The organism is Belnapia sp., assembly GCF_059504005.1.
On the sequence record NZ_JCACHU010000055.1, the window covers coordinates 1 to 24,894 of the forward strand.

21 protein-coding genes are annotated in these 24,894 nt (G+C 72.9%); 8 read left to right on the forward strand and 13 right to left on the reverse strand.

The genetic code is table 11. The annotated features are described in order from the left end of the window. Positions 1-49: 49 nt before the first annotated feature. The gene (gene murJ, locus AC5JJ1_RS08815) at positions 50-1,597 is read right to left on the reverse strand and encodes a murein biosynthesis integral membrane protein MurJ (protein ID WP_495784739.1); all 1,548 of its coding nucleotides are present in this window, start codon (positions 1,595-1,597) and stop codon (positions 50-52) included. A 21-nt stretch (positions 1,598-1,618) separates the two neighbouring features. After that, complete coding sequence (locus tag AC5JJ1_RS08820) at positions 1,619-2,515, reverse strand: LysR substrate-binding domain-containing protein (protein ID WP_495784740.1); 897 nt, start codon at positions 2,513-2,515, stop codon at positions 1,619-1,621. A 69-nt stretch (positions 2,516-2,584) separates the two neighbouring features. On the opposite strand from AC5JJ1_RS08820, the gene AC5JJ1_RS08825 reads away from it, so the two are divergent. Then, positions 2,585-3,331 carry a TSUP family transporter gene (locus AC5JJ1_RS08825; RefSeq protein ID WP_495784741.1) on the forward strand — a complete coding sequence of 249 codons (747 nt, stop codon included), beginning with the start codon at positions 2,585-2,587 and terminating at the stop codon, positions 3,329-3,331. A gap of 5 nt (positions 3,332-3,336) precedes the next feature. Then, positions 3,337-3,567, forward strand: a complete 231-nt coding sequence (locus AC5JJ1_RS08830) for a hypothetical protein (protein ID WP_495784742.1) — start codon at positions 3,337-3,339, stop codon at positions 3,565-3,567. A 110-nt stretch (positions 3,568-3,677) separates the two neighbouring features. On the opposite strand, the gene AC5JJ1_RS08835 is transcribed toward AC5JJ1_RS08830, so the two are convergent. After that, positions 3,678-4,886, reverse strand: coding sequence for an MFS transporter (locus tag AC5JJ1_RS08835; protein WP_495784743.1), 1,209 nt, complete (start codon positions 4,884-4,886; stop codon positions 3,678-3,680). A gap of 304 nt (positions 4,887-5,190) precedes the next feature. On the opposite strand from AC5JJ1_RS08835, the gene AC5JJ1_RS08840 reads away from it, so the two are divergent. After that, the gene (locus tag AC5JJ1_RS08840; RefSeq protein WP_495784744.1) at positions 5,191-6,972 is read left to right on the forward strand and encodes a chloride channel protein; all 1,782 of its coding nucleotides are present in this window, start codon (positions 5,191-5,193) and stop codon (positions 6,970-6,972) included. On the opposite strand, the gene AC5JJ1_RS08845 is transcribed toward AC5JJ1_RS08840, so the two are convergent. The 3 genes from AC5JJ1_RS08845 to mutS are packed head-to-tail and all read right to left on the reverse strand — an operon-like array spanning position 6,973 to position 12,800. Continuing rightward, positions 6,973-7,254, reverse strand: coding sequence for a hypothetical protein (locus tag AC5JJ1_RS08845; protein ID WP_495784745.1), 282 nt, complete (start codon positions 7,252-7,254; stop codon positions 6,973-6,975). A 54-nt stretch (positions 7,255-7,308) separates the two neighbouring features. After that, complete coding sequence (locus tag AC5JJ1_RS08850) at positions 7,309-10,125, reverse strand: [protein-PII] uridylyltransferase (protein WP_495784746.1); 2,817 nt, start codon at positions 10,123-10,125, stop codon at positions 7,309-7,311. Positions 10,126-10,145: 20 nt separating this feature from the next. Then, positions 10,146-12,800, reverse strand: a complete 2,655-nt coding sequence (gene mutS / locus AC5JJ1_RS08855) for a DNA mismatch repair protein MutS (RefSeq protein ID WP_495784747.1) — start codon at positions 12,798-12,800, stop codon at positions 10,146-10,148. Between the two features lie 141 nt (positions 12,801-12,941). Between mutS and AC5JJ1_RS08860 the strand changes: the two genes are divergently transcribed. Genes AC5JJ1_RS08860 through AC5JJ1_RS08870 form a run of 3 tightly spaced genes read left to right on the forward strand, consistent with a single transcriptional unit; the run spans position 12,942 to position 16,009 of the window. Then, positions 12,942-15,263: an NADP-dependent malic enzyme gene (locus AC5JJ1_RS08860; protein ID WP_495784748.1), complete on the forward strand. Its 2,322-nt coding sequence runs from the start codon at positions 12,942-12,944 to the stop codon at positions 15,261-15,263. Beyond that, complete coding sequence (locus AC5JJ1_RS08865; RefSeq protein ID WP_495784749.1) at positions 15,260-15,700, forward strand: DUF488 domain-containing protein; 441 nt, start codon at positions 15,260-15,262, stop codon at positions 15,698-15,700. Before AC5JJ1_RS08860 ends, AC5JJ1_RS08865 begins: the two co-directional genes overlap by 4 nt. Positions 15,701-15,715: 15 nt before the next feature. Beyond that, on the forward strand, positions 15,716-16,009 hold the full coding sequence (locus AC5JJ1_RS08870) for a hypothetical protein (RefSeq protein ID WP_495784750.1): 294 nt from the start codon (positions 15,716-15,718) through the stop codon (positions 16,007-16,009). A gap of 242 nt (positions 16,010-16,251) precedes the next feature. Here AC5JJ1_RS08870 and coaBC read toward each other — a convergent pair whose 3' ends face one another. The 3 genes from coaBC to AC5JJ1_RS08885 form a co-directional block, all read right to left on the reverse strand. Continuing rightward, entirely contained in the window at positions 16,252-17,442 is a 1,191-nt protein-coding gene (gene coaBC / locus AC5JJ1_RS08875; RefSeq protein ID WP_495784751.1) for a bifunctional phosphopantothenoylcysteine decarboxylase/phosphopantothenate--cysteine ligase CoaBC, read from the reverse strand. 137 nt (positions 17,443-17,579) lie between these two features. After that, positions 17,580-18,458: a TauD/TfdA dioxygenase family protein gene (locus AC5JJ1_RS08880; RefSeq protein WP_495784752.1), complete on the reverse strand. Its 879-nt coding sequence runs from the start codon at positions 18,456-18,458 to the stop codon at positions 17,580-17,582. Positions 18,459-18,540: 82 nt separating this feature from the next. Then, positions 18,541-18,900 carry a response regulator gene (locus AC5JJ1_RS08885; protein WP_495784753.1) on the reverse strand — a complete coding sequence of 120 codons (360 nt, stop codon included), beginning with the start codon at positions 18,898-18,900 and terminating at the stop codon, positions 18,541-18,543. A 147-nt stretch (positions 18,901-19,047) separates the two neighbouring features. Between AC5JJ1_RS08885 and AC5JJ1_RS08890 the strand changes: the two genes are divergently transcribed. Both AC5JJ1_RS08890 and AC5JJ1_RS08895 read left to right on the forward strand, forming a co-directional pair. Continuing rightward, a complete protein-coding gene (locus AC5JJ1_RS08890) occupies positions 19,048-20,703 on the forward strand; it encodes a DUF6311 domain-containing protein (protein ID WP_495784754.1) in 1,656 nt (551 codons plus the stop codon). Positions 20,704-20,715: 12 nt separating this feature from the next. Then, positions 20,716-21,480, forward strand: coding sequence for an SDR family NAD(P)-dependent oxidoreductase (locus tag AC5JJ1_RS08895; protein WP_495784755.1), 765 nt, complete (start codon positions 20,716-20,718; stop codon positions 21,478-21,480). A gap of 15 nt (positions 21,481-21,495) precedes the next feature. Here AC5JJ1_RS08895 and AC5JJ1_RS08900 read toward each other — a convergent pair whose 3' ends face one another. From AC5JJ1_RS08900 to AC5JJ1_RS08915, 4 genes are all read right to left on the reverse strand, one after another. Further along, positions 21,496-21,672, reverse strand: coding sequence for a hypothetical protein (locus tag AC5JJ1_RS08900; RefSeq protein ID WP_495784756.1), 177 nt, complete (start codon positions 21,670-21,672; stop codon positions 21,496-21,498). Positions 21,673-21,895: 223 nt separating this feature from the next. After that, positions 21,896-22,582 carry a DUF2459 domain-containing protein gene (locus tag AC5JJ1_RS08905; protein WP_495784757.1) on the reverse strand — a complete coding sequence of 229 codons (687 nt, stop codon included), beginning with the start codon at positions 22,580-22,582 and terminating at the stop codon, positions 21,896-21,898. A gap of 198 nt (positions 22,583-22,780) precedes the next feature. Then, the gene (locus AC5JJ1_RS08910) at positions 22,781-24,082 is read right to left on the reverse strand and encodes a PQQ-dependent sugar dehydrogenase (protein WP_495784758.1); all 1,302 of its coding nucleotides are present in this window, start codon (positions 24,080-24,082) and stop codon (positions 22,781-22,783) included. Between the two features lie 115 nt (positions 24,083-24,197). Next, positions 24,198-24,878, reverse strand: coding sequence for a glutathione S-transferase family protein (locus AC5JJ1_RS08915; RefSeq protein ID WP_495784759.1), 681 nt, complete (start codon positions 24,876-24,878; stop codon positions 24,198-24,200). Positions 24,879-24,894: the final 16 nt, after the last annotated feature.

The following is a 24,894-nucleotide window of genomic DNA, read 5'->3' on the forward strand; positions in this document are numbered from 1 at the left end:
TGCCGAACAGATTCGCCGATATCAGGCCCGTTGGGAATCCGACAGGCTGCTAGGCCTTCCGCCGCCGGCGCCGGAGCAGCATCCCCCGGACCTCCCCGAGGTTCACCGCCTTCAGCAGGTGCGCTGCCACGAAATAGGCGACGCAGCCGGAGAGGATGAGCGCCGCCAGCGCCGCGAAGCGGAAGCCCGGCCCCGCCGGGAAGAGCAGCCATTCCATCCCCCAGAGCACCGCCCCCATCGCTGCCGAGGCCGCCACCAGCCGGGGCGCCCTCCGCCGCAGCCGCCGGTCGGGCAGGAAGTGCCCGCGCCGCCACAGCAGCCCGCCCAGCGCCAGGGCGTTGAACCAGGCCGACAGCGCCGTCGCCAGCGCCACGCCCACATGGCTGAGCCACTGAGTGAGGACCAGGTTCAGCGCGAGATTGAGCGCGACGGCAGCGAACCCCACCTTCACCGGCGTCGCCGTGTCGCCGCGGGCGAAGAAGCCCGGCGCGAAGATCTTCACCAGCACATAGGCCGGCAGGCCGATGGCATAGGCCGCGAGCGCCGCCGCCGTCGCCTCCGCCTCGGCCAGGCCGAAGACGCCACGCTGGAACAGCACGATGACGATCGGCCCCGCCGCCACCGCCTGCCCGACGGCGGCCGGCAGGCAGAGCAGCAGCGACAGCTCCGCCGCCCGGTTCATCGTCCGGTGCGCGGAGAGGCTCTCGCCCGACCGCACCTGGCGCGACAGCAGCGGCAGCATCGCCGTCCCCACCGCCGCGCCGATGACGCCGAGCGGTAGCTGCCCCACCCGGTCGGCATAGTAGAGGTAGGACACCGCCCCCGCCGGCAGGAAGCTGGCGATGATGACGTCGACCGCGAGGTTGAGCTGGGTGACGCCCGCCCCGATGATCCCGGGGATCATCCGCCGCAGCACCTGCCGCACTTCGGGCGCCAGGCTCGGCAGCCGGAGGAAATGCAGCGCCATCCCCGCCCGCGCGCAGGCCCAGAGCACGAGGCCGAGCTGCACCGCCCCCGACACCGTCACGCCCCAGGCCAGCGCATGCGCCGGCGTCGCCACATAGGGCGTCAGCACCAGCAGCGAGGCCATGGAGAGCAGGTTGAAGAAGATCGGCGCCGCCGCCGCCGCCGCGAAGCGGTCGAGCCCGTTCAGCACGCCCGAGACCAGCGCGGTGAGGCAGATCAGCAGCAGGTAGGGAAAGGTGATCCGCGTCAGCTCGATGGCGAGCTGGAATTTCGCCGGATCGTCCGAGAAGCCCGGCGCCAGCACCTGCATGAGCTGCGGCATGGTGATCAGCCCGATCACCACCAGCAGCGTCAGCCAGAGCGTCATCAGCGCCGCCATCCGCTCGGCGAGCTGCTGCGCCACGCGCGGCCCCTGCACCGCCAGCGTCCCCGCGAAGGCCGGCACGAAGGCCGCGTTGAAGGCCCCTTCCCCGAACAGCCGCCGGAACAGGTTCGGCAGCTTCAGCGCGACGAAGAAGCAATCCGCTATCGGCCCGGCGCCGAGCCGGGCGGCGATGAACATATCCCGCGCGAAGCCGAGGACGCGGCTGGCCATGGTCCAGCCGCCAACGGTGAGGACGCCTTTGAGCATGGCGCGCCCTCTAGCCTGTATTCATCCCGGGGGCGAGGCTTGTGCGGCCTCCGTGATCCATCGCGCGAAGGTATCGAAGGCCAGTTCCCCTGCGCGGAAGGGTTGATGCACCAGGAACCATCCGCCCCCCTTGGAGACGAAGCGCGGAAAGGGCGCCACCAGCCGCCCCGCCGCCAGGTCGTCGTCGATATAGGGCCGGATCCCCATGGCGACGCCGACCCCATCCGCCGCCGCCTGCAGCGCATGCCCGTAGAAGTCGAATTGCGGCCCGCCGGCCACGACCCCCGCCACTCCCGCCGCCGCCAGCCAGCGCGGCCAGTCCTCCGGCGCATGGGCGACGCGCAGCAGGCTCTCGCCGCCGAGCTCCTCCACCCGCCGGAGCCGCCGCGCGATCCCCGGCGCGCAGACCGGCGTGAGGTCGGCGGCGAAGAGCGGCTGCGCCACCAGCCCCGGCCATTGCCCGTCGCCGAGCCGGATGCCGCAGGTCCAGTCCTCGGCGAAGGGCACCCCGGCCCCGCCGGTGGTGATCCGCACCTCGATCCTCGGCTCCCGCCGCTGCCAGTCGGCCAGGCGCGGGATCAGCCAGCGGATGGCGAAGGTCGGCCCGACGCCGAGCGTCAGCACCCGCCGCCCGCCCATCGCCGCCACCTCCTCAGTAAGGCCGGCGAGGCTGTCGAGCAGCGCCGTCAGCCCCGTGCGGTAGCGCGCCCCCGCCGCCGTCAGGCTCAGCCGGTTCGCCCGCCGCTCGAACAGCGGGACGCCCAGCCGCGCCTCCAGCAGCTTCACCATGCGGCTGATCGCGGCCGGGCTGACATGCAGCTCCTCCGCCGCCGCGGCGAAGCTCCCCGTCCGCCCCGCCGCCTCGAAGGCGCGGACCCCGTTGAGGAAGGGCAGGCGGCGCATGGCGGCGAGGCTCAACTTTCCTGAGGCTCAGCATAGCATATCTCGGTTTGTGACGCGGCCTCAACGGGCGCATCCCTGCGCGTCATGGCGCCGCTCACTCTCCTCCTGCTCTGCTGCGTGATGCTCGGCACCGCCTTCCTCTCCGGCATCTTCGGCATGGCGGGCGGGCTGGTGCTGATCGGCGTGCTGCTCGCCCTCCTCCCCCTGCCGGAGGCGATGGCGCTGCACGCCGTGACGCAGATGGCCTCCAACGGCTGGCGCGGCTTCCTCTGGCGGCAGCACATCCTCTGGCGCCCCCTGGCCGCGGTCGGCGCCGGCTTCGCCCTCGCCCTGCTGCTCTGGAGCCTGGTCGGCTGGGTGCCGGACAAGCCGCTGGCGCTGCTCGCCCTCGGCATCACCCCCTTCCTCGTCAGGCTGATGCCCGCGCGGCTGGCGCCGGACCCGCACAACCCCGCCCAGGGCCTCGCCTATGGCACCGTGGCGATGTCGCTGATGCTGCTGACCGGCGTCTCCGGCCCGCTGATCGACCGGTTCTTCCTCGGCGGCGGCCTCGACCGCCGGCAGATCGTGGCGACCAAGGCCGCCGGCCAGATCCTCGGCCATGCGCTGAAGCTCGCCTATTTCAGCGGCCTCGCCAGCCAGACTGCGGGGCTCGACTGGCATGTGGCGCTGGCCGCCGTGCTCTGCTCCATGCTCGGCACGACGCTCGCCCGCCGCATCCTCGAGGCGATGACCGACACCCAGTACCGGCTCTGGACCGGCCGGCTGATCGCCCTCGTCTCCGGCTACTACGTGCTCTACGGCAGCTACCTCCTGGCCCTCACGGAGTGACACCCATGCAGGACGTCATCACCGCGCTGATCCGCGACCTCGTCGCCTCCGTCGCGGCGGCGCCCCGGCCCTACCGCGAGGTGCTGGAGGCTTGGCGCACCTCCTGCCCGCGGCTGACGGTGTGGGAGGATGCGGTGGATGGCGGCTTCGTCGCCCTCGCGCGCGACGCGGCGGGCGAGGTGCAGGTGGTGGCGACGGAGCGGGGTCGCGGCCTGCTTGATTCAAGAACGAAATGAGTGTATAGGAAGGTCGTCAACTGCCAGCCGTGGCGCTGGTGTCCCGATTTCAGTGGCCTGCTTGCCCCTTCCGTACGCGGGCAAGGCCCACGAATCCGCGGGGCAGGACTCTAGGCCGGCTTGAGGCGTTCGGGCCGGATCCGGGGCAGCGGCGGGAAGGTGAGGGCGATCGCCACGGCCCCGAGCCCGACCGCCAGGGAGCTGAGATGCATCCCCGAATAGCTGCCGAACCGGTCCAGGATCCAGCCGCCGACCGCCGGCCCCGCCGCCATGCCGAAGCAGGAGACCATGGTGGCGGCGCCGAACACGGTGCCCATGACGCGGGGGCCGAAATAGTCCCGCGCCAGCACCGCGTAGAGCGGCATCACCCCGCCATAGGCGAGGCCGAAGACCGCGCCAACGGCGTAGAGCTCGCCCAGGCTGCGGGCCGGGACGAAGGCCCCGATCGCCAGCGCCTGCAGCAGCAACCCGCCGATCAGCACTGCCTTGGCACCCAGCCGGTCGGCGAGCACGCCCAGTAGCAGGCGCCCCCCGAGCCCCGCCATGCCCTGCAGGCTGTAGACGCTGACGGCGGCCATGGCGGGCAGGCCGCAGACCATCGCATAGCTCACGACATGGAAGATCGGCCCGGAATGCGCGAGGCAGCAGGCGAAGAAGGTCGCCGCCAGCACCACGAATTGCCGCGTGCCCAGGGCCTCGAGCGCCGTGAAGCCCCTGCCCGCCGGCGCCGCGGCAGCTTGGGCAGCGAGGACCGCCTCCGGCGGGCGGCGCAGCAGCAGCGCGGCCGGCAGCACGACCGCCCAGGCGACGAGCCCGATCACGAGCATCGCGGCGCGCCAGTCATGGCCGGAGAGCAGCCATTGGGCGAAGGGCGCGACGGTCACCGGCGCCATGCCGAGCCCGGCGGAGACGAGGGAGACGGCGAGCGCGCGATGGCGGTCGAACCAGGCGCTGGCCGTCGCCATCATCGGCGCGAAGAAGGCGCCCGCCGCCGCCCCGAGGAACAGGCCGTAGGCGAGCTGGAAGGCCAGCAGGCTCGTGGCCCGGCTGGCCAGCACCAGCCCGGCGCCCAGCAGCACCCCGCCGGCGATGCCGACGATCCGCGGGCCGTGGCGGTCGCTGACCCAGCCCCAGCCGAAGGCGCCGGCACCCATGGCGAGGAAGGCCACCGTCATCGAGGCGGAGAGGCCGGCGCGCGACCAGCCCGTCTCGTCGGCGATGGGGCCGAGGAAGACGGCGAGGGAGAACATGGACCCCATGCTGATGCAGCCCATCAGCGCCCCGGCGGCAACGACGACCCAGCCATAATGACGTTTCAACCGCGTCGCCCCCAGGGTCCGTGCCGGCCTGCTCCGGACCTCGCTGCCGTCCGCATCGTGCTCGGATCCGGGCTGCCGCGCAAACAACCGTGTCCGACGCGCGCCGGTTCCCGCCCGTGGCGAAGGCCCAGGGCCTGTCCGGAGACCGTCCCTAAAGCCCTAAAGCCCTCAAATTGCCGCAGCAAGAGGAATGATCGCAAAGGCTTGGCCGCACCCGCCCTCAAACCTTGAGCCCCTTCAAACCTCCGCCGGTCCCACAATCCCCCTCGCCAGCCGCCTCCCGTTGCGGCAATGACCACCCGGCATGACCACGCTCGCCCTCCGCCGCCGCGTGCTGCTGATGCGCCGCTGGACCCATCTGGCGGCGCGCCTGCGCGGCTGGGCCCGCGGCAGCGAGATCGCCATCGTCGGCCTCGCCATGCTGATCGGCGTCGGCGTCGGCCTGCTGGCCTGGGCCATGGGCGCCGCCGCCCATGGCCTGCAGCGCCTGCTCTACGGGCTCGACACCAATCTCCGCCTGTCCGCCGCGACGCGGCTGCCGGCCTGGCAGCTCCTCCTCATCCCCACCCTCGGCGGCCTGGCGCTGGCCGGGCTGAACCGGGCCATCCGCCGCTGGCGCCCCGCTTCGCCGGTGGACCCGATCGAGGCCAATGCGCTCCGCGGCGGCCGCCTCTCGCTCACCGACGGCGTGGTGGTGGGGGCGCAGACGGTGCTGTCGAACGGCGTCGGCGCCTCGGTCGGGCTGGAGGCGGGCTACACGCAGATGGGCGGCGGCCTCGCCTCCCGCCTCGGCCGGGCCTTCTCGCTCCGCCGCGGCGACCTGCGCATCCTGGTCGGCGCCGGCACCGCGGGCGCCATCGGCGCCGCCTTCAACGCGCCGCTGACTGGCGCCTTCTACGCCTTCGAGCTGGTGATCGGCACCTACAGCATCGCCGCCCTCTTCCCGGTGGTGGCGAGCGCGGTCACCGCCGTCCTCGTCGCCCGCTTCCTCGAGGCCGGCACCTATGCGGTGGAGACGGCGGCGCCGAGCGTCGTCGATCCGGTCTACTACCCCCTCGCCCTGCTGGTCGGCGCCCTGTCCGGCCTCGCCGGCATCGTGCTGATGCGCGGCGTCGGCTTCACCGAAAGCCTGCTCAGCCGCACCATCCCCTCGCCCACGCTGCGACTGATGCTGGGCGGCCTCGCCGTCGGCAGCCTGGCGCTGATCTCGCCCATCGCCCTCTCGGCCGGGCATGGCGCGCTGCACATGGCCTTCCTGACCGAGGCGCCGGCCTGGCCGGTGCTGGTGCTGCTGCTGGTGAAGGCCATGGCCTCCATCATCTCGCTCGGCAGCGGCTTCCGCGGCGGCCTCTTCTTCGCCTCGCTGCTGATCGGCGCGCTCGGCGGCAAGCTCCTCGCCGGCCTGCTGGCGATGCTCTCGCCCCCAGGGCCCGACCCGCTGGTGCTCGCCATCGTCGGGATGAGCGCCTTCGGCGCCGCGGTGATCGGCGCGCCGCTCTCGGTGACCTTCCTGGCGCTGGAGACGACGGGCAGCCTCGCCGTCACCGGCCCGGTGCTGGCCGCCGTCGCCGTCTCCGGCCTGATCGTGCGGCGGCTCTTCGGCTATTCCTTCGCCACCTGGCGCTTCCACCTGCGCGGCGAGGCGATCCGCAGCGCCCATGACATCGGCTGGGTGAACGACCTGACTGTCGGCAGCCTCATGCGGCGCGAGGTGCAGACCGCGCCGCTCACCATGGCCCTCGCTGCCTTCCGCCAGCGCTTCTCGCTCGGCGCGGCGACCCGGGTGGTGGTGCTGGGCGAGGGCGGCCGCTATGCCGGCATCGTCTCCGTCGCCGAGGCCCATGCCGCGCCGCTGGAAGAACGTCTCGAAAGCCTCCTCCACCTGACGGACCGCGTGCTGCTGCCGAGCATGAACGCCCGCATCGCCATGTCCGCCTTCGAGGCGGCGGAGGCGGAGGCGATGGCGGTGGTAGACGGCGCCGGCCGCCGCGTCATCGGCCTGCTGACCGAGGCCCACCTCCTGCGCCGCTACGGCGAGGAGGTGGAAAAGCGCCGGCGCGAGGAAAGCGGGCTCGCCTCGGGCTGACTACTCCTGCGCCAGCCCCGCCGTGCTGTCCTTCTTGCCGAGGCCGGTCGCCCGGTCCTCTGCCTGCCCGGCCGCTTCCGGGCCGCTGTCATCCGGCGCGCCGCCCTTGACGCCGATATTGACGGGCCCGCCCGGCGCCGCAGGGTCGGTGCGGTTGTTGTTCTCGCCCGGGGATGGCTTGTACTGGTGCGTCTTGTCCCGCTGCGGTGCATGCGGGCCGTGGCTGCTGGTCAGGTTCTCTTCCGGCTCGATATTGCTGCGGCGATCTGGTTCCGGCGGCATGATGGGCTCTCTCCTGAGGGTCTGGGAGAGGCAACGCAGCAGCCGCCCGGCGGATCACGCCGGATCGGCAGCCGCCCTGGGCGCCGCGGCGACCATGCCGCCGCCCTCGCCCCCCGGCGGCGTCAGCGCCGCCTCCATCGCCCGGCGCAGCGGCGCCAGCTTCCGCTCGTTCTCCACCTTCAGGCCGAAGACGTCCTTCACGTAGAAGACGTCGACCGCCCGCACGCCATAGGTGGTGATATGGGCCGAGGCGATCTGCAGCCCCTGGTCGCTGATCGCCGCCGTCACGTCATGCAGCAGGCCGGGCCGGTCGCGCCCGTTCACCTCGATGACGGTGTGGGTGTTGCTCGCATGGTTGTCGAAAACGACGCGCGGCGGCACGGTGACGGCCCGCAGGCGCGCCGGCTCCCGCCGGACCTTCCGGATCTCGTCGCGCAGCCTGAGCCGGCCGGAGAGCGCCTGCTCGATCAGCACGGAGAGCCGCGCCAGCCGGTGCGGCGCGTCGAAGGCCCCGCCCATCGCGTCCTGCACCCAGAAGGTGTCGAGCGCCATGCCGTTGGTCAGCGTGTGGATCCGCGCATCGACGATGCTGGCGCCGGCGACGGCGAGCGCGCCGGCGATGCGGCTGAACAGGCCCGGATGGTCCGCGGCATAGACCGTGACCTCCGTCACGGCGCGGGCCTCCAGCACGCGGGTGCGGACGGTGAGCGGCGCCTGCACCGCCTCCGCCTCGCGGATCAGCGCGGCGTGGCGGGCATGGGTCTCGGCATCGAAGGAGAGCCAGTAGCCGGGATAGCCGAGGGAGAGGAACCGCTCGCGGTCCGCATCCGGCCAGGCCTCGAGCATGGCGCCGGCCGCCTCGCGGGCGCGGGCCACGCGCACGTCGCGCTCGGGGACGGAAAGGCCGCCGGCCAGCACCTCGGCCACGCGCCAGTAGACCTCGCGCAGCAGCGTCGCCTTCCAGCCGTTCCAGACCTTGGGGCCCACGGCGCGCATGTCGCAGACCGTCAGCACCAGGAGCAGGCGCAGCCGCTCCGGCGACTGCACCAGGTCGGCGATGTCGAGGATGGTCTTCGGATCCTCGATGTCGCGCTTGAAGGCGGTCTGGCTGACCAGCAGGTGGTGCAGCACGAGCCAGGAGACCGTCTCCGTCTCCTCCGGCGTCAGGCCGAGCTTCGGGCAGATCTCCGTCGCGATGCGGGCGCCGAGCTCCGAATGGTCGCCGCCGCGGCCCTTGGCGATGTCGTGCAGCAGGCAGGCGGCATAGAGCGCGCGCCGCGACTGCAACTGCCCGACCAGCTCCGAGGCGACGGGCGCGACCTCCGCCAGCTCGCCCCGCTCGATCTGCTGCAGCACGCCGATCGCCTCGATCGTGTGCTCGTCGACGGTGAAGACATGGTAGGTGTCGAACTGCATCAGCCCGACGATGCGCGCCCAGTCCGGGATGAAACGCGAGAGGAAGCCCGTCTCGTTCATCAGCCGCAGCCAGAGCGCGGCGTCGCGGCCCGTCAGGATGTCGAGGAAGAGGGTATTCGCCTCCGCCTGGCCGCGCAGCGAGGCGGCGTGGTGCGCATTGCGGATCAGGGCGCGGATGGCGAGCGGATGGATCTCCATCTTCCGGTCGCGCGCCGCCTTGACGATGCGGAGCATCAGCACCGGCTCGCGCGAGAAGTCGCGGTTCGGGGGTGCTGCCACCAGCTTGCCGTCGGCGAGCGCAAGGCCCGCCTCGGCCAGCGCCGCATCGCCCTGGCGGCGGACGGCGGGGGGGCCGAGCGCGGCGCGCTCGATCGCCGGCTCCAGCACCCGCGTCAGCCGCAGCACGTCGCGCACCGTCAGGAACAGGTGCTTCATGAAGCGCTCGACGCCGTTCTGCCGGCCGCGCGGCGTGTAGCCCATGCGCGCCCCGACCACGGGCTGGAAGTCGAAGGTCAGCCGCTCCTCCGCCCGCCCGGCGACGTAGTGGAGGTGGAAGCGGACGGTCCAGAGGAAGTTCCAGGCGCGGCGGATGGCGCGCGCCTCATGCTCGGTGAGGAGGCCGCCGCCCGGGCTGTCCTCGCCGACCAGCTCCGGCATGCGCTGGGTGCCGAAGGCGTAGCGGGCGAGCCAGTAGAGGGTCTGCAGGTCGCGCAAGCCGCCGCGCCCCTCCTTTACATGCGGCTCGACCAGGAAGGGGCTGTCGCCGTAGCGCGCATGCCGCCCCGCGCGCTCCTGCCGCTTGGCGGCGAGGAAAGGGCCGAGCCCGCGCTCCCGCCGCGCGGCGTCGAAGGGCGTGCCGAAGCGCTCGAAGACCGGCCGCTCGCCGACGAGGAAGCGGGCATCGACGAGGGCGGTGAGCACCGTCGCGTCGCGCCCGGCCTCCTCCATGCAGTCGCGGATGCTGCGCGTCGCATGGCCGACCTTCAGCCCGAGGTCCCAGAGCAGGTAGAGGATGAACTCCACCAGCCGTTGCGCCCTCGGGCCTGCCTGCTGGTCGGTGAGGAAGAGCAGGTCGATGTCGGAGAAGGGCGCCAGCACGCCGCGGCCATAGCCGCCGGTGGCGACGAGGGCGAAGGGCGGCTCCGCCTCCTCCGCCGGGTTGCGCGGCGGGACCATGGCGAGGGCATAGGCGTGGATGGCGCTCATCAGCCCGTCGACCAGCGCGGCGAGCCAGCGCGCGGCGGGCAGGCCGTCCAGCTCATGGCTCTCGAAGGCGTCCTGCACCCTTCCCTGGATGCGGCCGAGATGGCTGCGCAACAAGTCGAGGGCCTGCTCGCGCCGCAGGGGGCCCGACACCAGCTCGGCGATCAGGTCTGGCAGGACCCCGGGTGCATCGGCCGGGGCGAAGGTCCGGGGGGTGTTGCCCCGGGCCGGAAAGGTCGCCGCATTGGTCATCCGAGGCAGGATAACGCCACTCAGGCGCGGTTGACAGCGCCATCCATGAGGCTTCGGAGATGATAGACCACCTCCTGCGCCTCCCGCGGCGAGAGGCTGTCCGGGTCGAGGGCCGCGAGCGCCGCCAGCGCCGGATGGTCGGGGGCAGGGGGGGCGGGCCGGGCAAAGAGCGGCAGCTCCTCCGCCAGCGGGTCGAGGCCGCGCGCCCGCTCCTCCAGCGAGGCCAGCACCTGGCCGGCGCGGGCGAGGACGGCGCGCGGCACGCCGGCGAGCTTCGCCACATGCAGGCCCCAGCTCCGCTCCGCCGTGCCGGGGGCGACGCTGTGGAGGAAGACGACCTCGCCCCGCCACTCGCGGACGCGCATCGTGGCGAGCTGGAGCTCGGGCAGCTTGCCGGACAGCGCCGTCAGCTCGTGGAAATGGGTGGCGAAGATGGTGCGGCAGCGGGTGCGGTCGTGCAGCGCCTCGAGCACCGCCCAGGCGATGGCGAGCCCGTCCCAGGTCGCGGTGCCGCGCCCGACCTCGTCCAGCACGACGAGGCTGCGCGGGCCGGCGAGGTTGAGGATCGCCGCCGTCTCCGCCATCTCCACCATGAAGGTGGAACGGCCGCCGGCTAGGTCGTCCGAGGCGCCGACGCGGGAGAAGAGCCGGTCCGTCAGCCCGATCCGCGCGCGCTCGGCCGGGACGAAGAACCCGGCCTGGGCGAGGACGACGAAGAGCGCGTTCTGGCGGAGGAAGGTGGACTTGCCCGCCATGTTCGGCCCGGTCAGCAGGCAGAGGCGCTGGCCGGCTGAGAGGTCGCAGTCATTGGGGACGAAGGCCCCAGGGGACAGGTTTCCCCGGCTGCGGGCCAGCGCCGCGGCAACCACGGGGTGGCGGCCGGAGCTGATGGCGAAGTCCGGCCGTTCCGTCACCTCGGGCCGGCACCAGCCGCCCTCGGCGGCGAGCTCGGCGGCGGCGGCCTGGATGTCGATCTCCGCCAGCGCCTCGGCCGCGCGGGTGATGCCGGCGGCGGATTTGAGGCAGAGGCCGCGAAGATGGCGGGTGATCAGCTTCTCCCGCCGCGAGGCCTCGTCGGCCGCCTCCGAGAGCCGCCGGTCGAGGCCCGCCAGCGCCGCGCAGGTGAAGCGGACGCCATTCGCCATGGTCTGCCGGTGAATCGGGGCGAAGTCGCCGCTCGCCTTGGGCGGCGGGTTCCGCAGCAGCGTCTCGCCGGCGGCGGCGGGCAGCTCGGCGAGGTAGCCGAATTGCTGGTGGTGGCGGATCTTCAGCGCGGCGACCCCCCAGGCCTGGCACAGGTCGAGCTGAAGCGCGGCGATGGCGCCCCGCGCATCGTCGCGCAGCCGGCGCAGCGCATCGAGCTGCCCGTCATAGCCGGCGGCGACGATGCCGGCATCGTCGAGCCGCGCCGGCAGGCTCTCGGCCAGCGCGCGGGCGAGTTCCGGCGCCGGGTCTGGCTCCGGCCGCAGCGCGGCGGCGGCCAGGGCGAGGAGAGGCGGCACCTCCGCCCCGGCCAGCGCCCCGGCGATGGTGGCGGCGCGCGTCAGGCCGTCGCGGATCGCGGCGAGGTCGCGCGGGGCGAAGCGGTCGAGGGAGAGGCGGGCCAGCGCGCGGGCCATGTCCGGCGCGCCCTTCAGCGCCGCCCGGATCGTGCCGCGCAGCGCAGGCGCGGCCAGCAGGGCGGCGACGGCATCGTGCCGGGCGCGGATCGGCGCCGCCTCGGCCAGCGGGCAGGCCAGGCGGGCGGCCAGCAGCCGGCTGCCGGGCGCCGTCACGCAGCGGTCGACGGCACCGAGCAGGCAGTCGCGCAGGCTGCCGCGCTCAGAGCGGAGGATCTCAAGGCTGCGGCGCGTCGCCGCATCCATCTGCAGCACGCCCTGGCTGCCGCGCGGCACGGGGCGGGAGAGATGGGCCAGCGCCTCGCTGTTGGCGCCCTTCTGCGTCGCCTTCAGGTAGTCGAGCGCCATGGCGGCGGCGGCGATCTCGGCCGCATGGTACTCGCCGAACCCGTCCAGCGTGCCGACGCCGTAGGCCTCGGCGACGCGGCGGGCGGCATCGCGCGGCACCGGCGTCTCCACCGCGCCGGGGAGGCCGAGGGCAGCGGGCGCCAGCACCTCGGAGGGCTCGAGCCGGGCGAGCAGGGCGTGCAGGTCCTCGGGCGCCAGCGCCTCCGTCTCGAAGGCGCCGGTCGAGAGGTCGAGCCAGGCGGCGCCGAGCTTCTGCTCGCCGGGCGCGAGCGCCAGCAACCAGGCGGGGCGGGCGGCCTCGAGCAGCGTCTCCTCCGTCACCGTGCCCGGGGTGACGAGGCGCACCACCTCGCGCCGCACCGCTGGCGCCTTGCGGCGCTTCGCCTCCTCCGGCGTCTCCATCTGCTCGCAGATGGAGACGCGGAAGCCGCGGCGGATCAGCCGGGCCAGGTAGCTCTCATGGCTATGGGCCGGGACGCCGCACATCGGGATCTTCTGGCCCTGGTGCTCGCCACGATAGGTCAAGGCGATGTCGAGCGCCTCGGCGGCGGCCTCCGCATCGGCGAAGAAGAGCTCGAAGAAGTCGCCCATGCGGAAGAAGAGCAGGGCATCCGGATACTCCGCCTTGGCGGCGAACCATTGCGCCATGGCGGGCGAGGCGCCCTCGGCGGTCGGCGGGCGGGGAGAGGGGTCCGGCAGGCTGTCCATCCCCCCTGTCTAGACCGGGCCCGGCCTCTTCGCAGCCGCAAACCCGCGGACTTCACGAAGCTGCCGACGGCTGCAACACTGGCGCCTCACCACCGGCGGGCGGATGCGCTGCCGGAACGGCTCCTGGGGAAGAAAACGGCCATGGACGACGCGCACAAGGGCAGCATGCCGCCCATTTCGCTCGCGGATGTGCGCACCGCGCGGGTGACGCCGGAGGAGGCGCTGGCGCTCCATGCCGAGGGGCGGCCGGGCAAGCTGGAGATCCGCCTCACCAAGCCGCTGATCACCGCGCGCGACCTCAGCCTCGCCTACAGCCCCGGCGTGGCGGAGCCCTGCCTGCACATCCACCGCGACCCGGCGCTGGCCTATGACTACACCTCGAAGGGGAATTTCGTCGCCGTCGTCTCGAACGGCACGGCGGTGCTGGGCCTCGGCAACCTTGGCGCGCTGGCCTCGAAGCCGGTGATGGAGGGCAAGGTCGCCCTCTTCAAGCGCTTCGCCGATGTGGACGGCATGGACCTCTGCGTCGACACCGAGGAGGTCGACGACTTCGTCAATGCCGTGAAGCATCTCGGCCCCTCCTTCGGCGGGATCAACCTCGAGGACATCAAGGCGCCGGAGTGCTTCGTCATCGAGCAGCGGCTGCGCGAGGTGATGGACATCCCCGTCTTCCATGACGACCAGCACGGCACCGCCATCGTCGCCGCCGCCGGGCTGCTCAACGCCGTCCACCTGACGGGGCGGGAGCTGCGCGACATCACCATCGTCATCAACGGCGCAGGCGCCGCGGCCATCGCCTGCGCCGAGCTGATGAAGGCGATGGGCGTCACGCCGCGCAACGTCATCCTCTGCGACACCAAGGGCGTGGTCTATCGCGGCCGCACCGAGGGCATGAACCAGTGGAAGTCGGCCCATGCCGTGGAGACGAGCAAGCGGACGCTGGCCCAGGCGATGGACGGCGCCGACTGCTTCTTCGGCCTCTCGGTCAAGGGCGCGGTGACGCCCGACATGCTGCGCAGCATGGCCGACAAGCCGATCGTCTTCGCCATGGCGAACCCCGACCCGGAGATCACCCCGGAGGAGGCGCGCGCGGTGCGGCCGGACTGCATCATCGCCACCGGCCGCAGCGACTACCCGAACCAGGTGAACAACGTCCTCGGCTTCCCCTTCATCTTCCGCGGCGCGCTCGACGTCAGGGCGAGCACCATCAACGATGCGATGAAGGTCGCGGCCGCACGCGCCTTGGCCATGCTGGCGCGGGAGGACGTGCCGGAGGAGGTCAACACCGCCGGCGCCGGCCCCGGCACGGCGCTGCGCTTCGGGCCCGAATACATCATCCCCAACGCCTTCGACCCGCGGCTGATCTCGCGCGTGCCGGTCGCCGTCGCCCATGCGGCGATGGAGAGCGGCGTGGCCCGCAAGCCCATCCCCGATCTCACCCGCTATGCCCGCGCGCTGGCCGGCCGGCTGGATGCCACGGCGAATGCGATGGAGCTCATCACCGAGCGGGTGCGCGCCAACCCGCGCACCGTCGTCTTCGCCGAGGGCGAGGAGGAGAAGGTGGTGCGCGCCGCGCTCGCCTTCCACAATGCCGGCTATGGCAGCCCGGTGCTGGTGGGGCGGGAGGACCGCATCCAGAACGTGCTGCGCACCCTCGGCGTGCAGCTGCCGCCCGGCATCACGATCCGCAACGCGCGCAACTCCGATAGCAACCGACGCTATGCGGAGTTCCTCTACGCGCGGCGGCAGCGCGAGGGCTTCCTGTTCCGCGACTGTCAACGGCTGGTCAACCAGGACCGCAACGTCTTCGCCGGCTGCATGCTGGCGCTCGGCGATGCGGATGCCGTCGTCACCGGCGTGACGCGGAGCTATGCGGTGGCGCTGGAGGGCATCGGCTCGGCCGTCGACCCGGCGCCGGGGGAGGTGATGTTCGGCCTGACGCTGCTGCTGGCGCGCGTCTCCGGCACGGTCTTCGTCGCCGACACCGCCATCCATGAGCGGCCCGATGCGGCGACGCTGGCCGAGATCGCGGTGCAGTCGGCCGCCGCCGCGCGGCGCCTCGGGCATGAGCCGCGCGTCGCCTTCCTCTCCTTCTCCACCTTCGGCGACCCCAAGGGCCATATCCCCGGCAGCCTGCGCGAGGCGGTGAAGCTGCTCGACGAGCGCCGCGTCGATTTCGAGTATGACGGCGAGATGGCGGCCGACGTGGCGCTGGACCCGGCGCTGCGTGCGCATCTCTACCCCTTCTGCCGCCTGACCGGGCCGGCCAATGTGCTGGTGATGCCGGGGCTGCATGCGGCGCATATCCTGACCAAGGCGGTGCCGCGCCTCACCAGCTCGACGACCATCGGCCCGCTGCTGATGGGCATGTCCCGCCCCGTCCAGATCGTGCCGATGGATGCGAGCGTGACCCAGCTGCTCGACATGGCCTGTCTCGCGGCCCATGCCGCCATCGGCCGGTGACGCTCTTCACCATCGGCTATGAGGATGCGACGCCGGCGCGGCTGATCGAGGCGCTGCGCGGCGCGGGCGTCGCCACCCTGGTCGATGTGCGGGCCTTGGCGAACAGCAGGAAGCCGGGCTTCGCCAAGACCGCGCTTTCGGCCGCGTTGGCCGAGGCCGGCATCGGCTACCAGCATCTGAGGGCGCTCGGCACCCCGGCCGAGGGGCGGGCGGCGGTGCGGGCCGGGCGGCCCGCCGAGATGCGGCGGATCTTCGGCGCGCATCTGGCCGGAGTCGAGGCGCAGGCGGCGCTGGCCGGCCTCATCGATCGGACGCGACTCGAAACGGTCTGCCTGCTATGCTTGGAGGCAGACCCGGCGCACTGCCATCGGACCCTGGTCGCGGAGGCGATTGCCGCCACATCCGGGGCCCAGGTCACGCATCTTCATCCGGCCTGAGGAGGACCCGCCTCGATGTCGCTCTGCCTCGTCCTGCATGACCTCGGCACCGCCCCGGCCTCGGCCGAGAAGGTCTTCTTCGAGGCGATCTACGAGATCGCGCCGGAGCACTGGCCGATCACGCCGCGCGCGGTGCTGGTGGCGACCGGCGTCTCCCCCGCCTATCTCCGCGACCACCTGCTGCGGGCGCTGAAGAAGGAGGAGGCGCCGGAGGTGGTGCTGACCATCACCCGCGTCCCGGCGGATGCGGCCTGGCACAACCTTTCGCCGGAAGGCGAGGCCTGGCTGCGCGAGATGCTGGAGGAGTAGGGGGTTACGCCCGGCCCCGCATGTAGCGCCGCTCCGGCCGGTAGGTGAGCCAATGACGGAGGCGGGCATACAGGGTCTGGAACATGACCGATGATCCGGCGGGCTTGCGTTCAGCGAGGGGCGACGAGGTCCGTCTATTGTAATGAAACGGGTCCATCGCTGAAGGCATGCTCACAGGAATGTGTTTCACATTCCTTTCCCGAACCGCCCCTCCGAGTTTTTGCGACTGGTCTGCGACAAAACTAACCGAAGGCGGCGGCAATCCGGGCTGCGAGGCGCGCCGCCACCTCCGCCTTCGCCATCTCCGGCCAGTCCTCCACGCCCGAATCGGTCACGAGGTGGATGCGGTTGGCATCGCCCCCCATGACGTCGCCGGAGACGTCGTTGGCCAGGATCCAGTCGCAGCCCTTGCGCGCCCGCTTGGCGATGGCGTGCTCCACCACCCGCTCCGTCTCGGCGGCGAAGCCGATGACGAGGCGGGGGCGGCGGGCATGGCGGGAGACGGTCGCCAGGATGTCGGGGTTGAGCGCCATGGAAAGGGTCGGGGCCTCGGCGCCCGGCTCCTTCTTCAGCTTCTGCGCGGCCTCGCTCGCTGCGCGCCAGTCGGCGACGGCGGCGGCCATGACGGCGATGTCGGCGGGCAGCGCACCCTCGCAGGCGGCCAGCATCTCCCGCGCCGTCTCGACATGGAGGGTGGTGACGCCCGGCGGGTCCGCGACCGCGACCGGGCCGGCGACGAGGGTGACGCGGGCGCCGAGCGCGGCGAGCGCCGCGGCGATGGCATGGCCCTGCTTGCCGCTGCTGCGGTTGGCGATGTAGCGCACCGGGTCGATTGGCTCATGCGTCGGGCCGGAGGTGACGAGGGCGTGGCGCCCGGCGAGCGGCCCGGCCTCGGGCGCCAGGATGGCCTCGATGGCGGCGTAGATCTCGTCCGGCTCGGCGAGGCGGCCGGGGCCGCTCTCGGGCTCGGCCATGGCGCCGACGCCGGGGCCGACGAGGCGCACGCCGCGGGCGGCGAGCGCCGCCATGTTGGCCCGCGTTGCCGGGTGCTCCCACATCGCCGTGTTCATCGCCGGCGCGACGAGCACCGGGGCGCGCGTCGCCAGCAGGATGGTGCTCGCCAGGTCGTCGGCCAGGCCGTTCGCCATCTTCGCCAGCATGCTGGCCGAGGCGGGGGCGACGACGACCAGGTCGGGCAGGCGGGCGAGGCGGATATGGCCGATCTCCGCCTCCGCCGCCCAGAGGTCGTCATGCACGCGCTGCCCGGTGATGCCGGCCAGCGCCTCCTTGGTGACGAAGCGCGCGCCGCCCGCGGTCAGCACGCCGGTGACGGCGGCGCCCGCCTTGCGCAGCAGCCGCGTCAGCTCGAGCGCCTTGTAGGCGCTGATGCTGCCGGAGATGACCAGCAGGATGCGGCGGTCGGCGAGGCGCATCTCGGGCGGAACCTATCGAAACCGGCCTCCGCCAGGGTGCCCTTCCGCGGCTTTGCCGCGGAAGCCCGTGCGAGGCCCCGGATGTTGAGCGGTATTCGGGGTCCCCGCGGCGCCGCGCAGCGGTGTCGCGGGGAGAATCAGACCGGGCGCTCGCCCTTGATGGTGACGCGGTTGCCGTAGCGGCGGTGCGGCCAGTAGTCCCACATCGCCCGGTGCTGGGCGCAGCGGTTGTCCCAGAAGGCGACAGAGTTGGGCCGCCAGCGGAAGCGGCACTGGAAGAGCGGGTTCTCCATGTGCTCGTAGAGATAGCGGAGGATGCCGTCGCCCTCGTCGCGCGGGATGCCGAGGATGCGGGCCGTGAAGCCGCGGTTCACGTAAAGCGCCTTCTTGCCCGTCACCGGATGGGTGCGGATGACCGGGTGCTCCGCCCGCGGGTAGCTCGCCTTGTCGGCCACGCCGTCCTTGGCGAACATGCCGCGATAGACCGGCTCCCCGTCATGCAGCGCGGTCAGGCCCTCGAGATAGGCCTTCATCCGGTCCGACAGCGCGTCATAGGCGGCGTACATGCTGGCGAAGAGCGTGTCGCCGCCGTTCGGCGGGCATTCCTTGATGTAGAGGATGGAGCCCATCGGCGGCTCCTCGTCGCAGGAGACGTCGGAATGCCAGCCCTCGCCATTGGCGCGGACGGAATTGGCATCCGCCTTGATGACCATCAGCTCCGGGTGGCCCGGCTCGTGCGGCGCCGCGGGGTGGAGGTGGAGCGGGCCGAACTGCCGGCCGAAATCGAGGTGCTGTTCCTGCGTCATCTCCTGGTCGCGGAAGAAGATGACGAGGTGCTCGGCCAGGGCCCGCTTGATCTCCTCCATCTGCCGCGGGGCGATGGGGCCGCCGAGGTCGACGCCCTCGATCTCGGCGCCGATCACCGGGGTCAGCCTGTCGAGGCGGATGGTCTGATAGGGCTCGCCCGCATTGGTCAGGTGGCGGATGCGGGGGCCGTCCAGGGCGTTGAGGGCCATGCTTGGTTCCTTGGGCGTCCGTGTGGCCAGGGAGGCTAGAGCAGCTTCCCGCCGACCGGAACAGTCCGCGTGGCGCCTCGCCTTATTCCTTCGCCGCCGCCTGGCGGATGGCGGCCGCCAGGGCCTCCGGCCGGAACGGCTTCTCAAGGAAGATCTCCCGCCGCCGCAGCCGGTGCCGCATCTCCTCTGTCCGGGTGCCGCTGATCAGGATGACGCCGACCTCCGGATGCTTGGCCCGCGCCACCTCGGCGAGGTCGAAGCCGCTCAGCCCGCCGCCGAGGCGGATATCCGTCACCAGCACATCCGGCACCTGGCCGGCCCCGAGCAGGATCAGCGCATCCTCGGCATTGGCGAGCCCCTGCACGTCGATGCCCTCCTCGGCCAGGCGGTCGGAGAGCACCATGCGCAAGAGTGCGTCATCCTCGATCAGCAGAACCCGCATTGCCTCCGTCCTGTCACAGCCAAGCCGCATGACAACGGCCAAGGGGCCCTCGGGATCACCGGCAGGAAGAACGAGGCGTTTCGTTCCGCCTTGCGGAGGCATCCCCGGTGCCGGCAGGACGTTGCGGGCGATGGCGGGGAGGGCGGAATGACGCGGTGGAAGGCTTGGCTCGGGGCGTCCCTCGCCGCGCTGGCCGGGGCGGCGGTGGTGCTGGCGGTCTTCGGCCTCGGTCCCCTCAACCCGCACAACCAGGGCTGGCTGCTGCGCGGGCCGCTGGGGCCGGACCCGGTGCAGCTCTGGCTCGGCTGGACCTATTTCCGCCACGCGCCCTGGCTGCTGCCGCCGGGCGCCAACCCGGATTACGGGATGGAGCTCGGCACCGCGATCTACTTCGCCGATGCCATTCCGCTGCTGGCCCTGGCGCTGAAGGCGCTGCGGGGCTTGGTGGAGGTGCCGCAATATGTCGGGCCCTGGCTGCTGGCCTGCGGGGTGCTGCAGGGGCTGCTGGGCTGGCGGCTGGTGGGGCTCGCCACGCGCAACCCGATGGCGCGGGTCTGCGGGGCGGGGCTGCTGGCGCTGCAGCCGATGCTGATCAACCGCATGGCCGGGCACACGCCGCTCGCCGGGCAATGGCTGCTGCTGGCGGCGCTGCTGCTGGCGCTGGGGCGAGGGCAGGGGGCCTGGCAGGCGGCGCGCTGGGCGGCGCTGCTGGCGGTGACGGCGCTGGTCCATTCCTACCTGATCGCGATGGCGATGCCGCTCTGGGCGGCGGACTGGCTGCGGCGGGCCTGGCTGGCGCGCGGCCGGGTGCTGGTGGCGGAGGCGGTGGCCGTGCCGCTGGCCGTCGGCGCGGCGCTCTGGACGGGCGGCTTCTTCCTGCTGCGCAGCGGCTACGACACCGGGCCGGGGAGCACGGCCGGCGGCTACGGCACCTGGAATTTCGACCTCCTCGCCTTTGCCGATGGCGGGCTCTGGTCCGGCCTGCTGCCCGACCTGCCCGACCCGGGCCATTGGGAGGCGGGGAGCAGCTATCTCGGCCTCGGCGGTCTGCTGCTGCTGCTGGCGGGGCTGGTCGGGCTGGTGCGCCGGCCGGTCGGGCTGCCGCGCCGGCTCTGGCCGCTGGCGGCGGCGCTGCTGGCGCTGCTCGCCTTCGCCATCACCCCGCATGTGACGGTGGGGGGGAGGGGAGGCGTGCTCCTCACCCTGCCGGACCGGGCGATGGCCATCGCCGGGATGCTGCGCAATGCGGAGCGGATGGTCTGGCCGCTCTCCTATGCGCTGATGCTCGGCGCCATGGCGCTCGCGGCGCGGGCCTGGGGCGGGAGGCGCACGGGCTGGCTGCTGCTCGGCCTGCTGGCGCTGCAATGGGTCGACCTCCAGCCGGGGATCGAGCGGCGGCGTTCCTTCGCGACCGGGGCATCGGCGGAGGTGCCCCAGCGGCTCTTCGACCCGTTCTGGGCGGAGGCGGCGGGGGCCTATGCCCGCGTGCGGGCGGTGCCGGCCGCCAATATGGGGGAGGGGTGGGAGTCGATCGCCCGCTTCGCCGCGCAGGCGGGGATGCCGACGGACTCCATCTACATGGCGCGGGTCGACGAGGGCCGGGCGGCGGCGCTGCGGGCCAAGGTGGCGGAGATCCTCCGCTCCGGCGCCTATGAGCCGGGGACGCTCTACATCCTGCGCGATGCGGAGAGCCTGGCCCTGGCCGAGGCCTCGCACGACCCGGCGCGGGATGCGATCCTCACCGTTGACGGCTACCGGGTGCTGGCGCCCGGCTGGCGGGCGAGGCCGCTCGCGCGCCGCTGACCTGCGGGAGGAATGGCGATGGATGTGGAGGGGATTGCGGCGCTGGTGACGGGCGGCGGCTCCGGCCTCGGCGCGGCGACGGCCGAGGCGCTGGCGGCGGCCGGCGCCCGCGTCGTGGTGATGGACCTGAAGCGGGAGGCGGCCGAGGCCGTCGCCGCCCGCATCGGCGGGGTGGCCGCCGCCGGCGACGTCGCGGACGAGGCGGCAGTGGAGGCGGCGGTGGAGGCCGCGTCCGGGCTCGGCCCGTTGCGCCTGGCCGTCAGCTGCGCCGGCATTGCCCCGGCCTCCCGCGTCGCCGGGCGGCAGGGGCCGCATCCGCTGGCGCTGTTCGAGCAGGTGGTGCGGGTGAACCTGACCGGCAGCTTCAACCTGCTGCGCCTCGCCTCGGCGCGGATGGCGACCTTGGAGCCGCTGCCGACCGGTGAGCGTGGCCTCATCGTCAACACCGCCTCGATCGCCGCCTATGAGGGCCAGATCGGGCAATGCGCCTATGCGGCGAGCAAGGCCGGCGTCGTCGGCCTCACCCTGCCGGCGGCGCGGGAGCTGGCGCGCTTCGGCATCCGGGTGATGACCATCGCGCCGGGGCTGATCGAGACGCCGATGCTGGCCGGCATGCCGGCCGAGGCGCGTGAGGCGCTGGGCCGCCTGCCGCTCTTCCCCAACCGGCTGGGCCAGCCGGCCGAGGTGGCGGCGATGGTGCTGGCGATCGCCGCCAACCCGCTGCTCAACGGCGAGACGATCCGCCTCGACGGGGCGCTGCGGCTGACGCCGTCCTGATCAGGCCCCTCCCGATCAAGCCCGGGCGCTGTAGGCCGGGGCGGGGATGTGCTGCAGCGGCGGCAGGGCCGAGCCCGGCCGGCGCCAGGCCGGCGCCTCGACATTGTTGCGCCATTGCGGGGCGCCGAAGCTGTTCTCGGCGCAGCCCGGCAAGGCGGCAGCCAGAAGAAAGGCCAGGACCCAATAACGCATGGCAGCATCCCCGTCAGAGCATTGGCGCTAGCCTGACATACCAGCCCGCGGCCTGTCCGCCCGATTCGGCACACGAACTTTTTCCCGCCGCGTAACGCATGGCAGGCGGAACCGAGCCGGCGGCACCGCGTAGGGACGCCGCTTCATGGCAGAAGGAAGAAGCTTATGCGCCAAGCCGTTCTGTTGATCCTGGCCGCCGTCAGCCTGGCCGGCTGCCTCAGCTTCAGCAGCAGCAACCCGAACCCGCCGGCTGGCGCGGTGATCGTGCCGGCCCGCTGAGGCCTTCGGCCGCCTGGCGGGCCCAGGCCATGGCCTGCTCGGCGAAGACCACGCCCGTCGCGCTGACCGGCAGGCCCGCCGCGGCCAGGGCGTGCGCCGTCCAGGTGTTGCAGGTGTAGCCGGCCGAATAGACGGTCGGCGAGGCATGGAAGACGCTGCCGGGGTAGGGCCCCTCCGCCAGGGCCCGCCACCGTCCGTCGGGCAGCCGCCAGCCCGGGTCGAGGCTGCCGGCCAGGAAGGCCTGCAACCGTTCCATCTGCCCCGCGGTGACAGGCAGGCGGACGACCTGCCCGGGCCCGAAGGCGGCCTCCGGCGATACCGAGAGCGCCGTCAGCAGGATCGCCCCGGGCCCCGGCAGCAGAGCCCGCAGCGGCGCGAGCGCCGAGCGGTCCCGCTCCAGCAGCCAGCCGCGGTCGCCGAAGCCGAGCACCATCGTCCGCACGCCCGGGAAGCCCGACGCCAGCTCCGCCAGCCAGGGGTGCAGCGGCGCCCCATCGACCGGCAGGGCGATGTCGGTGTGCCAACCGCGGTCGATGACGGCGATCTCGGCGATGCGTGGACATGGATCGGGCGGCGGCAGCGCGGCGCAGCCGGCGAGCGGCAGGCCCAGCAGCAGGGCGCGCCTGGCCACGGCCTCCGGTGCCCTCCTGGCGGGATGCGGGCCGGTGCTGCGGCCTAGCCTTGCCTCCTGCCTGCCGCTGCTGCCTGCCACCGTCCTGCCCGCCGTGGCGACCAGGCCCTGCCGGATGGCGGATGGCATATCCCACGGCGGCGGCTGGTACCGTGCGGCCCGGGGGCTGGCAAGCCCGCCGAGGCCTGCGCCCCGGCGCTACCGGGCGGCGCTGACGCGCCAGACCCGGTTGCCGACATCGTCCGCCACCAGCAGCCCGCCCTCGCGGTCGATGGCGACGCCGACCGGGCGGCCGAGCGCCTGGCCCTCATCCCCGAGGAAGCCGGTCAGCACGTCGACCGGCGGGCCGCTCGGCTTGCCTTCGGTGAAGGGGACGAAGATCACCTTGTAGCCGCTCGGCGGCCGGCGGTTCCAGGAGCCGTGCTGGCCGATGAAGGCGCCCTCGCGGAAGGGCGGGGGCAAGCGGCTGCCCTCGGCGAAGGCGAGGCCGAGCGAGGCGGTGTGCGGCCCGAGCGCATAGTCTGGCACGATGGCGCGGCCGACGAGGTCCGGCCGCTGCGGCTGCACCCGCTCATCCACATACCGGCCGTAGTAGCTGTAGGGCCAGCCGTAGAATCCGCCCTCCTGCACCGAGGTCATGTAGTCCGGCACCAGGTCGCTGCCGATCTCGTCCCGTTCGTTGACCGCGGTCCAGAGCCGGTTGGTCCGCGGCTCCCACGCCATGCCGACCGGGTTGCGGAGCCCGGAGGCATGGAGGCGCCGCGCGCCGCTGCGCGTGTCGATCTCGAGGATGGCGGCGCGGTCCTCCTCCGCTTCCATGCCGCGCTCGGCGACGTTGCTGTTGGAGCCGACGCTGGCATAGAGCCGCCTGCCATCGGCGCTGGCGACGATGTTCTTCGTCCAGTGGTGGTTGATCGGCCCGCCGGGGAGCGGCGCCAGCACCTCGCCGGGCGCGGTGATGCGCGTCTCGCCGGGGCGGTAGGGGAAGCGCAGCACCGCATCCGCATTCGCGATGTAGAGGGTGTCGCCGACCAGCGCCATGCCGAAGGGCGAGTTCAGGCCTTCGAGGAAGACGGAGCGCGTCTCAGCCACGCCGTCGCCATCGGCGTCGCGCAGCAGGGTGATGCGGTTGGCGCTCGGCACGCCGGCGCCGGCCCGCGCCATGACCCGGCGCATGACCCAGCCGCGGAGGCCGCGGCCGTCCTCGGGCTTGGGCGGCGCATTGGTCTCGGCCACCAGCACGTCGCCATTGGGCAGCACATGCAGCCAGCGCGGATGGTCGAGGCCGGTGGCGAAGGCCTGGACGCGGAGGCCCTCGGCCGGCACCGGGGCAGCGCCCTCCGGCCAGCCGCGCGCGGGGGCGATGTTGACGGTCGGGATCCAGCCCGGGCGCGGCGGGGGGAGTTGCGGGTTGGGGCCGGTGCCGGCGCCGACGGGCAGGCGCGCCTCCTCGCAGCCGGCGAGGGCGAGGAGCATGACAGCGAGGAGGGATGCGCGCATGCGGCGGCAACGTGGCCGCCACCGCGGCGGTTCCGATGCCGCCGGGCGGGGCGGCAAACCGGCCGCGCCTGCCGCCGCCATGCCCGCTTGATCGGCGGCCGCGGCGGCGACGCGCTCAGCCGCGCTGCTGCGCCAGGTGCGGGAACATCGCCAGCCTCGCCGCCTCGTCCATCTCCGCCTTGAAGGCGTGGCGGTCCTTCAGGGCCAGGGCGCGGGCGGCGGCGGGGCGGGCATTGACCTCGTCCAGGTGGCGCCTGACGTTCGGCAGGGTGGCGAAGGCGTCCTCGCCCAGGATGAAGGGCACGAGGCGCGACCAGCCCCAGACGGCCATGTCGACGATGCCGTAATCCTCGCCGAGCATGAAGCGGCGGCCGGCGAGGCGGGCATCGAGGATGCCCCAGTGCCGCCGCGCCTCGAAGACATAGCGGCTGACCGCATACTCCTTCGGCTCCGGCGCGAAGCGGGTGAAGTGGACGGCCTGGCCGGAATAAGGGCCGATGCCGCTGGCGACGAACATCAGCCAGGAGAGCATCGCCCCGCGGTCGCCGGCGGACGGCAGAAACTGCCCGGTCTTCTCCGCGAGGTAGAGCAGGATGGCATTGCTGTCGAACACCACCTGGTCGCCATCAACGATGGCGGGGACCTTGGCGTTCGGGTTGATTTGCAGGAATTCCGGGCTGTGCTGCTCGCCCTTGCGGGTGTCGACCGGCACGGGCTCGTAGGGGAGGCCCATCTCCTCGAGGCAGAGGGCGATCTTGGTCGGGTTCGGGGCGAGGTTGTAGTGGAAGCGGATCACGGCCTTATCCTCCCGG

Coding starts and splice junctions, on each gene's coding strand:
- murJ (WP_495784739.1), bottom strand. CDS start 1,597: ATGCTCAAAGGCGTCCTCACCGTTGGCGGCTGGACCATGGCCAGCCGC.
- AC5JJ1_RS08825 (WP_495784741.1), top strand. CDS start 2,585: ATGGCGCCGCTCACTCTCCTCCTGCTCTGCTGCGTGATGCTCGGCACC.
- AC5JJ1_RS08830 (WP_495784742.1), top strand. CDS start 3,337: ATGCAGGACGTCATCACCGCGCTGATCCGCGACCTCGTCGCCTCCGTC.
- AC5JJ1_RS08840 (WP_495784744.1), top strand. CDS start 5,191: ATGACCACGCTCGCCCTCCGCCGCCGCGTGCTGCTGATGCGCCGCTGG.
- AC5JJ1_RS08845 (WP_495784745.1), bottom strand. CDS start 7,254: ATGCCGCCGGAACCAGATCGCCGCAGCAATATCGAGCCGGAAGAGAAC.
- AC5JJ1_RS08850 (WP_495784746.1), bottom strand. CDS start 10,125: ATGACCAATGCGGCGACCTTTCCGGCCCGGGGCAACACCCCCCGGACC.
- mutS (WP_495784747.1), bottom strand. CDS start 12,800: ATGGACAGCCTGCCGGACCCCTCTCCCCGCCCGCCGACCGCCGAGGGC.
- AC5JJ1_RS08860 (WP_495784748.1), top strand. CDS start 12,942: ATGGACGACGCGCACAAGGGCAGCATGCCGCCCATTTCGCTCGCGGAT.
- AC5JJ1_RS08870 (WP_495784750.1), top strand. CDS start 15,716: ATGTCGCTCTGCCTCGTCCTGCATGACCTCGGCACCGCCCCGGCCTCG.
- coaBC (WP_495784751.1), bottom strand. CDS start 17,442: ATGCGCCTCGCCGACCGCCGCATCCTGCTGGTCATCTCCGGCAGCATC.
- AC5JJ1_RS08880 (WP_495784752.1), bottom strand. CDS start 18,458: ATGGCCCTCAACGCCCTGGACGGCCCCCGCATCCGCCACCTGACCAAT.
- AC5JJ1_RS08885 (WP_495784753.1), bottom strand. CDS start 18,900: ATGCGGGTTCTGCTGATCGAGGATGACGCACTCTTGCGCATGGTGCTC.
- AC5JJ1_RS08890 (WP_495784754.1), top strand. CDS start 19,048: ATGACGCGGTGGAAGGCTTGGCTCGGGGCGTCCCTCGCCGCGCTGGCC.
- AC5JJ1_RS08895 (WP_495784755.1), top strand. CDS start 20,716: ATGGCGATGGATGTGGAGGGGATTGCGGCGCTGGTGACGGGCGGCGGC.
- AC5JJ1_RS08900 (WP_495784756.1), bottom strand. CDS start 21,672: ATGCGTTATTGGGTCCTGGCCTTTCTTCTGGCTGCCGCCTTGCCGGGC.
- AC5JJ1_RS08910 (WP_495784758.1), bottom strand. CDS start 24,082: ATGCGCGCATCCCTCCTCGCTGTCATGCTCCTCGCCCTCGCCGGCTGC.